General features: G+C 31.4%; 23 protein-coding genes. All 23 read left to right on the plus strand.

The window, feature by feature from the left end:
• Positions 1–2: 2 nt before the first annotated feature.
• From rplD to rpmJ, 23 genes are read left to right on the plus strand one after another with little or no spacing between them, the layout of a single operon-like run.
• Positions 3–638, plus strand: a complete 636-nt coding sequence (rplD, locus tag UUR8_RS01140) for a 50S ribosomal protein L4 (protein WP_004025646.1) — start codon at positions 3–5, stop codon at positions 636–638.
• A gap of 2 nt (positions 639–640) precedes the next feature.
• Positions 641–958, plus strand: coding sequence for a 50S ribosomal protein L23 (locus UUR8_RS01145; protein WP_004025740.1), 318 nt, complete (start codon positions 641–643; stop codon positions 956–958).
• 53 nt (positions 959–1,011) lie between these two features.
• Positions 1,012–1,851, plus strand: coding sequence for a 50S ribosomal protein L2 (gene rplB / locus UUR8_RS01150; protein WP_004025838.1), 840 nt, complete (start codon positions 1,012–1,014; stop codon positions 1,849–1,851).
• Positions 1,852–1,871: 20 nt separating this feature from the next.
• Complete coding sequence (rpsS, locus tag UUR8_RS01155; protein ID WP_004025915.1) at positions 1,872–2,138, plus strand: 30S ribosomal protein S19; 267 nt, start codon at positions 1,872–1,874, stop codon at positions 2,136–2,138.
• A 21-nt stretch (positions 2,139–2,159) separates the two neighbouring features.
• Positions 2,160–3,095 carry a 50S ribosomal protein L22 gene (gene rplV / locus UUR8_RS01160; protein WP_004025878.1) on the plus strand — a complete coding sequence of 312 codons (936 nt, stop codon included), beginning with the start codon at positions 2,160–2,162 and terminating at the stop codon, positions 3,093–3,095.
• A gap of 19 nt (positions 3,096–3,114) precedes the next feature.
• Positions 3,115–3,888 carry a 30S ribosomal protein S3 gene (gene rpsC / locus UUR8_RS01165; protein ID WP_004026040.1) on the plus strand — a complete coding sequence of 258 codons (774 nt, stop codon included), beginning with the start codon at positions 3,115–3,117 and terminating at the stop codon, positions 3,886–3,888.
• 14 nt (positions 3,889–3,902) lie between these two features.
• Positions 3,903–4,319 (plus strand): 50S ribosomal protein L16, encoded by a 417-nt coding sequence (gene rplP / locus UUR8_RS01170; RefSeq protein WP_004026134.1) that lies wholly within the window; start codon positions 3,903–3,905, stop codon positions 4,317–4,319.
• A complete protein-coding gene (rpmC, locus tag UUR8_RS01175) occupies positions 4,319–4,546 on the plus strand; it encodes a 50S ribosomal protein L29 (RefSeq protein ID WP_004026203.1) in 228 nt (75 codons plus the stop codon). Before rplP ends, rpmC begins: the two co-directional genes overlap by 1 nt.
• Entirely contained in the window at positions 4,546–4,800 is a 255-nt protein-coding gene (gene rpsQ, locus UUR8_RS01180; protein ID WP_004025503.1) for a 30S ribosomal protein S17, read from the plus strand. Before rpmC ends, rpsQ begins: the two co-directional genes overlap by 1 nt.
• Positions 4,801–4,819: 19 nt before the next feature.
• Complete coding sequence (gene rplN / locus UUR8_RS01185) at positions 4,820–5,188, plus strand: 50S ribosomal protein L14 (RefSeq protein WP_004026223.1); 369 nt, start codon at positions 4,820–4,822, stop codon at positions 5,186–5,188.
• Positions 5,189–5,202: 14 nt separating this feature from the next.
• Positions 5,203–5,535, plus strand: coding sequence for a 50S ribosomal protein L24 (rplX, locus tag UUR8_RS01190; protein WP_004025812.1), 333 nt, complete (start codon positions 5,203–5,205; stop codon positions 5,533–5,535).
• A gap of 16 nt (positions 5,536–5,551) precedes the next feature.
• The gene (rplE, locus tag UUR8_RS01195; RefSeq protein WP_004025603.1) at positions 5,552–6,106 is read left to right on the plus strand and encodes a 50S ribosomal protein L5; all 555 of its coding nucleotides are present in this window, start codon (positions 5,552–5,554) and stop codon (positions 6,104–6,106) included.
• 3 nt (positions 6,107–6,109) lie between these two features.
• On the plus strand, positions 6,110–6,295 hold the full coding sequence (locus UUR8_RS01200) for a type Z 30S ribosomal protein S14 (RefSeq protein WP_004025816.1): 186 nt from the start codon (positions 6,110–6,112) through the stop codon (positions 6,293–6,295).
• Positions 6,296–6,305: 10 nt separating this feature from the next.
• A complete protein-coding gene (rpsH, locus tag UUR8_RS01205) occupies positions 6,306–6,704 on the plus strand; it encodes a 30S ribosomal protein S8 (protein ID WP_004025683.1) in 399 nt (132 codons plus the stop codon).
• Between the two features lie 8 nt (positions 6,705–6,712).
• On the plus strand, positions 6,713–7,261 hold the full coding sequence (gene rplF, locus UUR8_RS01210; RefSeq protein WP_004026019.1) for a 50S ribosomal protein L6: 549 nt from the start codon (positions 6,713–6,715) through the stop codon (positions 7,259–7,261).
• 18 nt (positions 7,262–7,279) lie between these two features.
• Positions 7,280–7,645, plus strand: a complete 366-nt coding sequence (rplR, locus tag UUR8_RS01215; RefSeq protein WP_004025963.1) for a 50S ribosomal protein L18 — start codon at positions 7,280–7,282, stop codon at positions 7,643–7,645.
• Positions 7,646–7,662: 17 nt separating this feature from the next.
• Positions 7,663–8,274, plus strand: a complete 612-nt coding sequence (gene rpsE, locus UUR8_RS01220; protein WP_004026225.1) for a 30S ribosomal protein S5 — start codon at positions 7,663–7,665, stop codon at positions 8,272–8,274.
• Between the two features lie 16 nt (positions 8,275–8,290).
• Positions 8,291–8,737 (plus strand): 50S ribosomal protein L15, encoded by a 447-nt coding sequence (rplO, locus tag UUR8_RS01225; protein WP_004025962.1) that lies wholly within the window; start codon positions 8,291–8,293, stop codon positions 8,735–8,737.
• 52 nt (positions 8,738–8,789) lie between these two features.
• Positions 8,790–10,205: a preprotein translocase subunit SecY gene (gene secY / locus UUR8_RS01230; RefSeq protein WP_004026188.1), complete on the plus strand. Its 1,416-nt coding sequence runs from the start codon at positions 8,790–8,792 to the stop codon at positions 10,203–10,205.
• Positions 10,206–10,214: 9 nt separating this feature from the next.
• Entirely contained in the window at positions 10,215–10,856 is a 642-nt protein-coding gene (locus UUR8_RS01235) for a nucleoside monophosphate kinase (RefSeq protein ID WP_004025873.1), read from the plus strand.
• Positions 10,857–10,879: 23 nt separating this feature from the next.
• The gene (map, locus tag UUR8_RS01240; RefSeq protein WP_004025565.1) at positions 10,880–11,629 is read left to right on the plus strand and encodes a type I methionyl aminopeptidase; all 750 of its coding nucleotides are present in this window, start codon (positions 10,880–10,882) and stop codon (positions 11,627–11,629) included.
• 27 nt (positions 11,630–11,656) lie between these two features.
• On the plus strand, positions 11,657–11,881 hold the full coding sequence (gene infA, locus UUR8_RS01245) for a translation initiation factor IF-1 (RefSeq protein ID WP_004025652.1): 225 nt from the start codon (positions 11,657–11,659) through the stop codon (positions 11,879–11,881).
• 23 nt (positions 11,882–11,904) lie between these two features.
• Positions 11,905–12,018 carry a 50S ribosomal protein L36 gene (rpmJ, locus tag UUR8_RS01250; protein ID WP_004025773.1) on the plus strand — a complete coding sequence of 38 codons (114 nt, stop codon included), beginning with the start codon at positions 11,905–11,907 and terminating at the stop codon, positions 12,016–12,018.
• Positions 12,019–12,041: the final 23 nt, after the last annotated feature.

Raw genomic sequence — 12,041 nt, forward strand, 5'->3', positions numbered from 1 at the left:
TCATGGCAAAAATTAAATTATTATCTATTGATGGTAACTTCGCAAAAGAACTTGAAGTAACTTCTGATCTTTTTGTTGAAGTGCCTCACAAACAAGCAATGTTTGACTCAGTGCTTGCTGAAAATGCAGCTGAACGTCAAGGTACACATTCAACCCTAACAAAGGGTGAAGTTCGTGGTGGTGGTAAAAAACCATGAAGACAAAAACACACAGGTAAAGCACGTACAGGTTCAACACGTAACCCACATTGAACAGGTGGGGGTGTGGTATTTGGTCCAAAACCAAATCGTAACTACAATTTAAAAGTTAACGCAAAAGTAAGACTATTAGCTTTCAAATCAGCATTAACTATTAAATTAAATGAAGGAAAAATGTTAGGTTTAGTAGCAAATAGCGATTTAGAAACACCTTCAACTAAAAAAATGGTAAATTTCATTAATAACGCTAACTTAGAAAACCAAAAAGTTTTATTAGTAATAGCAGACCATTTTAGTAATATTAAAAAATCAACAAACAATTTACAAAAAGTTACAACAAAATTATGATACCAAGTTTCAGTTCGTGATTTAATGCATGCAAATGTTGTTGTTGTAGCTGAAGAAGCATTTACAAATTACGCAAGAAAGGTAAGTAAATAATCATGGAATTAACAAGAGTTATTTTACATCCATATACGACAGAAAAAACTTATTCTATTCGTAATAAAAGCGAGCATGAAACATTAACTTTTATTGTTGATAAAAATGCTAATAAATACCAAATTCGTGAAGCGTTTATTGCGATTTTTGGTTTAAAACCACTTAAAATTCGTACTACAAACCGTGGTCCTGCAAAAATTCGTACTTCAACAGCTAGACCAGGATATACAAAAGCAAAAAAAATTGCTTATATAGTAATGCCAATAGGTGTTAAAGTAGCTGTAAGTAAAGAAGAAGTTGAAGCAGCAAACGCAAAGTAGTTTAGAACAAAATTAAAAATAACAGTCGAAAAGCAAATTAGAAAGAGGCAATTATGGCAGTTAAACGTATTAAAAACCATAGTAGTGGTAAAAGACAAACTGTTGTTGTTGATTACAAATCGATTTTAACAACAAGTAAACCAGAAAAATCATTGCTTGTTACTTTACCTAAAAAAGCAGGTAGAAACAACCAAGGGAAAATTACAATTAGACACCATGGTGGTGGTCATAAACGTAAATATCGTATTATTGATTTTAAAAGAAATAAAGATAATATTTATGGAACTATTAAATCAATTGAATATGATCCAAATAGAACATCATTTATTTCATTAGTTGTTTACGCTGATGGAGAAAAACGTTATATTATTGCTCCTAAAGGAATTAAAGTGGGCGATAAAATTATTTCAGGAAATGAAAACATTGATATTTTATTAGGTAATTCATTACCACTTGAATTCATTCCAGAAGGTACATTAGTTCACAATATTGAACTATCACCAAATGCTGGTGGTCAAATTACAAGAAGTGCTGGTGCTAGTGCACAAATTCTTGGTTTTGATGAAACTAAAAAATATATTTTAGTTAAATTAAACTCAGGCGAAGTTCGTAAGTTTAGAAAAGAATGTCGTGCTACAATTGGAACTGTTTCAAATGATGAACACATTCTTGAAAATTTAGGTAAAGCTGGTAAATCACGTCATTTAGGTGTTCGTCCAACAGTTCGTGGTTCTGCAATGAACCCCAATGATCACCCCCATGGGGGTGGTGAAGGTCGTTCACCAGTTGGTATGGATGCACCTCGTACACCTTGAGGTAAACGTCACATGGGTGTTAAAACTCGTAACAATAAGAAATCATCAACGAGCATGATTGTTCGTCGTCGTAAATAATATAGAAAGGATTAATCGCGATGTCTAGAAGTTTAAAAAAAGGTGCTTACGCTGATCCTAGTTTATTAAAAAAAGTTGAAGCAGCTAATGCATCAGTTTCTAAAAAACCAATCAAAACATGATCTAGAAGAAGTCAAATTTTTCCAAACTTTGTTGGATTAACATTTGAAGTTCATAATGGTAAAACTTTCTTAAAAGTTTACGTAACAGAAGATATGATTGGCCATAAATTAGGTGAATTTGCACCAACACGTAATTTCAAAAACCATACAGAAGCTAAACGTTAGAAGGAAAGGTAATTTATAGATATGACAAATAAAGTTATTCAAAGAAATATTCATATTTCGCACCGTAAAGCTTCTCTTGTAATTGATTTAGTTCGAAACAAGCCAGTACATGAAGCAATTCGAATTTTAAGCAATACACCAAAGAAGTTTGCTCCAATCGTTTTGAAATTACTTAACTCAGCAATTTCAAACGTTCAACATAACTCTAAAGATATGGATCCAAGTAAACTATATATTTACAAAATTGTAGCTAATCAAGGTCCAACAATGAAAAGAACACTACCACGTGCTAAGGGTTCTGCTGATCAATTATTTAAACGTACAACACATTTAGAAATTGTTTTATCTGATGATGTTAATGAACGTGAAAAAGAATTAGCAGCTATTAAAGCTAAAAAATCAAAAAAACCATTAGTAGTTGAACCAGTCGCTAAAGTTGAAACTAAAAAAGTTGCTAAACCAAGCAAAGTAGAAACAAAACCAGTTGAAAAAGACGAAAACGTTGATCCAGAACTTTTAAAACGTGAACAACAAGTTTTAAAAGTTGTTGAAAAAACTGCTTCACAAAAAGAAGAAGAAACAACTGAAACAATTATGATTTCAACATCACCTAAGAATGCACAAGTTTTATTTGATGATTTAGAAAAAAATGTAATCTTTTATAAAACAACACCTGTTAATAAAGTTTTACGTGTACTAGTTTATGTAACTAGCCCAACTAAAAAAGTTGTTGGTGAATTTGATTTAGAATCAGTTGAAATTGGTGCAATCTCATCAATTTGAAGAAAATACAACAAACAATCTGTAATTTCTAAAAAAGAATATGATGCTTACTATGAAGGAAAAGATAAAGCACATGCACTTGTAAGCAAAAAAGCATATAAATACCGTAATCCAAAAGATCTTAGCGAATACAACATGACTAAAGGTCCAAGTGGATTCCAATATTTAAAATAGGATAAAGGAGATTTTACAAATGGGTCAAAAAGTAAATCCAAATGGACTAAGATTTGGAATCAACAAACAATGACTATCTCGTTGAGTGCCAACTGATCAATTACAAATGGCTAAATGATTAGTTGAAGATGATAAGATTAGAAAATATTTATCAACAAAATATAAAAATGCTGGTATTGATCATGTAGAAATTGAACGTGACCAACAACGGGTAAATGTTTATGTATATGCTGTACAAAGTGGTTTATTAATTGGAACAGAAGCATCAGAAAAGAAATTAATTGAATTAGCAATTAACAAAATTGTTGGTCGTAAACAATTAGTATCTTTAAAAGTAGTTGAAGTTCAAATTCCAGAATTACAAGCTTCATTAATGGCACGTGAAATTGCTGACGCAATTGAAAATAGAGTTTCATTTAGAATAGCTCAAAAAATGGTAATTAAAAAAGTTCTAAAAGCTGGTGCTAGAGGTATTAAAACACACGTTTCAGGTCGTTTAGGTGGCGTGGAAATGGCACGTGAAGAAGGATATACACAAGGTGTAATGACTTTACATACATTACGTGCAGATATTGATTATTCAATGCAAGAAGCACATACAACTTATGGAATTATTGGTGTTAAAGTTTGAATTAATCGTGGCGAATTATTTGGTAATAAATTAGTAAACAGTGTTGCGCATGCTGCAAATAAAGAATTTAGTCGTAGTTCAAAACCAAAAAAAGGATCATTTAATCGTTCATCAAGATCAAAAAATACTAAACCTGCTCCAAAGCAAGCAGTTAGCGAATAGGAGATTATAAAATTATGTTACAACCAAAAAGAACAAAATTTCGTAAGCCTCATAAAGTAAGCTACGAAGGTAAAGCTAAAGGAAATAAACAAGTTGATTTTGGTGAATTTGGATTAATGGCACTAGAAGGTGCATGAATTGATGCGCGTCAAATTGAATCAGCACGGATTGCAATTTCAAAACGTTTATTAAAAACTGGTAAAATGTGAATTCGTATTTTTCCACATATGTCATTAACTAAAAAACCATTAGAAGTACGTATGGGTTCTGGTAAAGGTAGTCCAGAAAAATGAGTAGCAGTTGTAAAAGCTGGAACAGTAATGTTTGAAATTGCTAATGTTTCAGAAGAATTAATGCGTGAAGCTTTACGTGCTGCTGGAAATAAGTTACCAATTAAAGTAAAAATTGTTAAGAAGGGAGAAGCTAACTAATGAGTAGTATTGCACAAGATCTTCGTAAAAAAGATAGCTTAGAACTTGAAAAAATTGTTATTGAGCTTAAAGCCAAATTATTAGAACTTCGTTTTGCAGCTGCGAATGGGGAAGCAGAAAAACTTCATACAGCCAAAGAGATTCGTAAAACAATTGCACGTGCATTAACAATTTTAAATGAACGTGAATTAGCAGAAAAATTAAACAACAAGGAGGCTAATAAATAATGGAAAGAAGCCGTCGTAAAGTTTTAGAAGGGTTAGTAGTTTCAGATAAAATGCAAAAAACTGTTGTTGTTAGTGTTGAAACTAAAAGCAAACACCCAATATATAGAAAACTTGTAATTAGTCATAAAAAATACCACGCACACAATGATAATGATGATGCTAAAGTTGGTGACCTTGTTGAAATCACTGAAACTCGTCCATTAAGTGCAACAAAAAATTGAAGAGTTAGCAAAATTTTAGAAAGAGCACGTTAGTGCAACTAAGGAGAAGATTATGATTCAACATATGACAAGACTAAAAGTTGCAGATAACACAGGTGCTAAAGAAGTTGGAGTAATCAAAGTGCTTGGTGGCTCTAAAAAACGTTATGCATCAGTGGGCGATATTGTAGTTGTCTCAGTTAAAAAAGCAACACCTGCTGGTTTAATTGCTAAAGGACAAATGGCCAAAGCTGTAATTGTTAGAACAAAAAAATCAATTCGTCGTGAATCTGGTTTATTAATTAGATTTGACGAAAACGCATGTGTACTTATTAAAGAAGATAAGACACCAAGAGGATCACGTATTTTTGGTCCTGTAGCAAGAGAAATTCGTGATCGTGGATACACAAAAATTGCTTCTCTTGCTCCTGAAGTATTATAGGAGGTTAGCAGATAATGAACAGAATTAAAAAAGGCGATACAGTTGTTGTTATTTCAGGTAAAAACAAAAATAAATCTGGCGTAGTTATTCAAGTTAACCCTAAAGAACAAACAGCACTTGTTGAAGGCGTTAATAAAATTAAACGTCATCAAAAGAAAGATCAAACGCATGAACAATCTGGAATTATTGAAAAAGAAGCTCCAATTCGTTTATGTAAATTAGCATTAGTTGATCCTAAAGGAAAAGATAAAGGTAAAGCAACTAAAGTTAAATATTTACTTAAAGATAACAAAAAAGTTCGTGTAGCACGTAAAAGTGGTTCAGAACTTGATGCAAATAAAAAATAAAAAGGAAGGATAAGTTATGGCATTCTTAAAAGATTTATATAAAAATAAAGTTGCTAAAGATTTGCAAAAAGAATTTGCTTATTCTTCTGTAATGCAAATTCCTAAAATTGAAAAAGTAGTTATTAACGCAGGAATTGGAAATGCTGTTGCTGATAAAAAACATTTAGAAGCAGCTATTTCAGAATTAACTTTAATTACAGGACAAAGACCTGTTGAAACAAAAGCTAAAAAATCAATTGCAACATTTAAATTACGTGCTGGCCAAAGTATTGGTGCTAAAGTTACATTACGTGGCGATCGTATGTGAGCTTTTATTGAAACTTTATTTAATATTGCTTTACCTCGTGTACGTGATTTTAAAGGAATTTCAAATAATTCGTTTGATGACCAAGGTAATTACACTTTAGGTATTAAAGAACAAATTATTTTCCCTCAAGTTGTTTATGATGATGTTAAATCAGTGCGTGGGTTTGATGTAACATTTGTTACAACTGCAAAAACAGCCCAAGAAGCTAAAGCATTACTAGTGGGACTAGGTGCTCCATTTCAAAAAGTAAGAGGAGACAAATAATTTATGGCGAAAAAATCATTAATTGCTAAGCAAAAAAAACATCAAAAATTTGCAGTTCGTGAATACACTCGTTGCGTAAAATGTGGTCGTCCACATGCTGTTAATCGTAAATTTGGTGTATGTCGTCTTTGCTTTAGAGATTTAGCTTACGCTGGTGCAATTCCAGGAATTAAGAAAGCATCTTGATAGGAGGATAGATATGTATTTAGATCCAATTGCTGAATTAATTACAAAAATTAATAATGGTCGTAAGGCCCATAAAGCTGAAGTTAGTTTTGCAACTTCAAAGCTTAAAACAGCGATTTTAGAATTATTGGTTAAAGAAGGATATATCAAATCTTATGATATTCGTCCAACTGAAAACAACAAATCTGAAACAGTTGTTAAACTAAAATACAAAAACCAAACAACATCTTCTATCAATGGTTTTAAACAAATTTCAAAACCAGGATTAAGAATTTACTCAACACACTTAAATTTACCAAAAGTATTAAATGGTTTAGGAATTGCTATCATTACAACTTCAAAAGGTGTTATGTCAGATAAACAAGCAAGAAAGGAAAATGTAGGCGGGGAAGTAATCGCTTACGTTTGATAAGAATATTTATGTCAAGAATTGGAAATCGTAAATTAACTATTCCAGCTAATGTAAATGTTAGTGTTGAATCTGGTAAAGTACATATTGTTAGTCAAACTGCAAAATTAAGTGTTGATTTTCCAGTGAATCTAATTAGTGTAGATGTTGTTGATAATACTATTAAAGTTAGTCGTGCTAACGATGAAAAACAAACAAAAATGTTCCATGGAACAGTAAATGCAAATATTGCTAATGCTTTAGTTGGTGTAACTACTGGTTGAAAAAAAGAATTAGAAGTTAAAGGGGTAGGTTTTAGAGCGAAAGTTGAAGGATCAAAACTTAATTTAGGTTTAGGTTTTTCTCACCCTTTATTAATTCAAATTCCAACAGGTTTAAAAATTGAAACACCATCTGCAACAGAAATTAGTATTAGTGGATCAGATAAAGCTGCTGTTGGTGCTTTTGCAGCAGTAGTACGTGCTTATCGTAAACCTGAACCTTACAAAGGTAAAGGTGTGATGTACAAGGGCGAAAGAATTGTGCGTAAAGCAGGTAAAACTGCAGATAAGAAAAAATAGAAAGGTCATTCATAAAGTATGAAAAGAATTAATTTTAGTCGTGCTAAACAACGTGCACTTCGTGCTAAACGTCTTCATGTTAAAATTCGTAACCTTCAATTAGCTGCAAACAAACCTGTTTTAGTTATTACAAAAACAAATGCACACATTTGAGCACAATTAATTTGCTATAACAAAAATATTACTTTAGCTTCATCATCATCTGTACAATTAGATTTACAAAATGGTAATAAAGATAATGCACGTTTAGTAGGTGCTGATATTGCTAAAAAAGCTTTAGCACAAGGCTTTAAACAAGTTATTTTTAATAAAAATGGTGCTAAATACCATGGGCGTATTAAAGCACTAGCAGACGCAGCACGTGAAGCTGGATTAGAATTTTAAAAAGGAGCAGTTATAATATGGAAAACAATGTTAAAAAAGAAACTATTGTAGATAGTGAAAAAGTTGAAAAACAACAACCAGTAACTGCGCCAGTAGTTAACAAAAAAGAAAATACACAACCAAAAGCAAAAACATTTAAACGTGAAACAACAACATCTAATTTTGAAGAACGTGTAGTAAAAATTAAACGAATTTCAAAAACAACAAAAGGTGGACGTATGATGCGTTTTAGTGCTTTAGTTGTTATTGGTGATAAAAATGGAACTGTAGGTTTTGGTATGGGTAAATCAATCGAAGTTCCAGATGCAATTAAAAAAGCGATTAAAAACGCAAACAATAATTTAATTAAAGTTAAGCAAACAAAAAAAGGTTCAATTTACCACGATGTAAATGGTCGCCATGGAGCTGCTAAAGTAATGTTATTACCTGCTCCTGAAGGTACTGGAATTATTGCTGGTGGACCTGTACGTGCTGTGGTTGAATTGGCTGGATTTACTGATATTTATACAAAATCGCGTGGTGCTAATGCTCCAATGAATGTTATTCGTGCCACAATTAATGGGTTATTACAACAATTAACACCACAAGAAATTGCACGTTTACGTGACAAAAGTTTAAAAGAATTATAGTGATTAGGAGTTTGTCATGCAATTACATAATTTAGAATATAAAAAAGGTTCAAGAAACCACAAAGAAAAACGTGTAGGTCGTGGTCATGGTTCTGGTTTAGGAAAAACTTCTGGACGTGGACAAGATGGACAAAAAGCACGTAAATCAGGAATGGTACGTTTAGCTTTTGAAGGGGGGCAAACACCTCTTTATCGTCGTGTGCCAAAAGTTGGTTTTAACAACGATCGTTTTGCAAATAAATACAACGTTGTAACTTTAATTTCATTAGTAAAATATGAAACAAAAGAATTAACAGCTGAATTTATGTATGCAAACAAAATTGCTAAAAATGAAGATTTACCAATCAAAGTTATAGGTAATGCAGTTTTACCAAGTGGCACAGTAGTAAGTGCTCACAAATTTAGCAAAGGTGCATTGGAATCAATTAGCAATTCAAAAGCAAAAGCACAAATTTTAGAGTAATAGAAGTTTATAATATATAATTTATTACTAAACCAAAATAAGGGGATTAACAATGACTAACAAACAGAAGAAAAAAAATGCTTTTAGACAATTGTTAATGATCTTTAAAAATAAAAAAGTTTTAGTTGCATTAATTGTAACTTTAAGTATATTAATCTTGTTTAGAATTGGATCTGTTATCCCAATGCCATATATTAAATTAAATGGTAATTTTGGTAATCAAGGTTCATTCTTTTCAATTATTAACCTATTGGGTGGTGGAGGTCTATCACAATTCTCGCTTTTTGCAATTGGGATAGGTCCTTACATTACCGCTCAAATTATTATGCAACTTTTATCAAGTGAGCTTGTGCCACCGCTCGCCAAATTATCTAAATCTGGTGAACGTGGTCGTAAAAAAATTGAAGTAATTACAAGAATTATTACCTTACCACTTGCAGTAATGCAAGCTGTCATTATTATTAATTTGATGACAAGAGCAAATGGATTTATTTCTATTGTTCCAAACGCACCGTTTGCCATTGGTTCACCATTATTTTATGTAACATACATTTTTTTAATGGTTGGTGGTACTTACATTTCGTTATTTTTAGCTGATCTAATTTCAAAAAAAGGTGTTGGTAATGGAATTACATTATTAATTCTTACAGGAATTGTTGCTTCATTATTTAATCACTTTATTGCTATTTTTTCAAATCTAGGTAGTTTAACAAGCAGTAAAGTTTCACAAATCATCGGTTTCATTTTATACATTTTATTTTATATCATGATTTTGATTGGGGTTGTTTTTGTTAATAACTCAACAAGAAAAATTCCAATTCAACAAACTGGTCAAGCTCTAATTTTAGATCATGAGAAACTACCATTTCTTCCTATTAAAATTATGACAGCGGGAGTAATGCCAGTGATCTTTGCATCATCTGTTTTAGCGATTCCCGCACAGGTTGCTGAGTTTTTAGATAAACAAAGTATGGGATATTATGTGATTCATAATTATTTTATTGTTGATTCTTGAACTGGTTTAGCAATTTATGTAGTTTTAATTTTATTATTTACATTCTTCTTTTCATATGTACAACTTAATCCACCAAAAATGGCTGAAGACATTAAAAAAGCTGGTCGTTTTATTCCAGGGGTTCAAGTTGGAATGGATACTGAAAAACATATTACAAAAGTAATTTATCGTGTGAATTGAATTGGTGCACCAATCCTTGCTTTTCTAGCATGCTTGCCTCACTTAGTTGCTTTAGTAGCTAAAACAATTAATCATGGAATTCCTGTAATTCAACCATCAACAATTTTTGGAGGAACTTCAATTATTATTATGGTTACAGCAACGCTTGAATTATGAAATGCAATTAAATCGACATCAACTTCAACATCATACGCTTACCAAAGAAAAGAATTAGAAACAGCCATTACAATAAGTGTTGAAAGTGACAAGAGTAGTAAGTCACAAATTTGATAGAGGTATTTTATGAAAATCCTTTTAATTGGCCCCCCAGGGAGTGGTAAAGGAAGTGTTAGTGAATTATTAACTAAAAATAATGCATTAAAACACGTTTCCACAGGTAATTTATTTCGTGCAATTTTAAAAGAGGATAGTGAATTAGCACGTAAAATTAAAGAGATTAATGTTTCTGGTGGTAAATTAGTACCAGATGAAATCACGAATCAAGTTGCTAAATCAGCAATTGATGAACTAATTGAAAATCAACAATCATTTATTTTAGATGGTTATCCACGCACAATTAATCAAGCTTTAGCTTTAGAACAATATTGTGATTTAGATTATATTTTTTATCTAGATATTAATCATCAAGAATTAATGAAACGTTTAACTGGACGTTGAATGTGTCCAAAATGTGCAGGAATTTATAATATTCATTTTAAAAAACCACAGGTTGATGGTGTATGTGATAATGATCAAGCTACTCTTTATCAACGTGCTGATGATCATGAAGATGCTGTAAGTATTCGATTAGATGAATATGATAAATTAACCCTACCTTTGATTAAGCATTATAAAACTAATCCACGTTTTATTAAAATCAATGCTAATCAACCTATTAAAGATGTTTATGAAGACATCAATAATTATTTAAAACAAAACAAGTAGAAAAAGTAGATGAAGTTAAAACCATGGTTATTGTTAAAACAGAAAAAGATATTACTGCTATTAAAGAAGCTGTACGAATTTGAAAAATTGCTCGTGAAGCAATTTATGAACAAGTCAAAGCAGGCGTTTCATTAAAAGAATTAGACTTATTAGCTAAAGAAGTTATTGAAGCAAATGGTGGAATTGCTGCTTTTCACAACTATTTAGGTTTTAAAGGTCATATTTGTATTTCAGTGAATGAGTGCGTTATTCATGGAGTCCCAACCGATTACATCTTAAAAGATGGTGATAAGGTAACATTTGATGTTGGTGTTAAATACGATAATCATTATTGTGATGCGGCATTTACCATTATTATTAACAACTCAAATGTTGAAGCACTAAAAATGTCAGAGATTTGTAAAAAATCAATCGACGAAGCCGTTGCAATTATTAAACCAAAAGTAACAACACATGCAATTTCAAATGTAATTCAAAAGTTTATTGAAAAAAACGGTTATTTTATTCTTCGTGATTTTGCTGGCCACGGTTGTGGTAATGAAATTCATGAAGATCCATTGATTCCTAATTATCGATCTTTATTGTATCGTAATGTTACATTAGAAGAGAATATGGTAATTTGTATTGAACCAATGATTCTAAGTGGATCAAATGCTTATTATATTGATCCAAATGATCAATGATCTGTGAAATCTAAAAATCATCAAATGACTTGTCATTGAGAACACATGATTCTAATTACAAAAGATGGTTGTGAAGTTTTAACAGCTTAAGGGATATATTTTAAACAAGGAATAAAAATGGCAGATACAGAAAAATTAAAAATGCTTGGTAAAATTGTTGAAATTTTACAAGGCGGGAATTTTAGAGTTCAATTAGAAAATGGCATTACGATTATGAGCCACGTATCAGGTAAAATGCGTGTTAATAAAATTAACATTTTACCAGGTGATACTGTTGATGTTGAGTTAAGTCCATATGACCTAACACGTGGAAGAATTACGTATCGTCATCGTGATAGCTAAACTTAAATGAAAGGAAAACTATAATGAAAGTTAGAGCTTCAGTTAAAGCAATTTGCAAAGATTGCAAAATCGTAAAACGATCAGGTGTTGTGCGTGTTATTTGTGCTAATCCAAAACACAAACAACGTCAAGGTTAATATATAGTAAAGAAAGGAACATA

It is taken from the genome of Ureaplasma urealyticum serovar 8 str. ATCC 27618, assembly GCF_000169535.1.
Classification (GTDB): Bacteria; Bacillota_I; Bacilli_A; order Mycoplasmatales; family Mycoplasmoidaceae; genus Ureaplasma; species Ureaplasma urealyticum.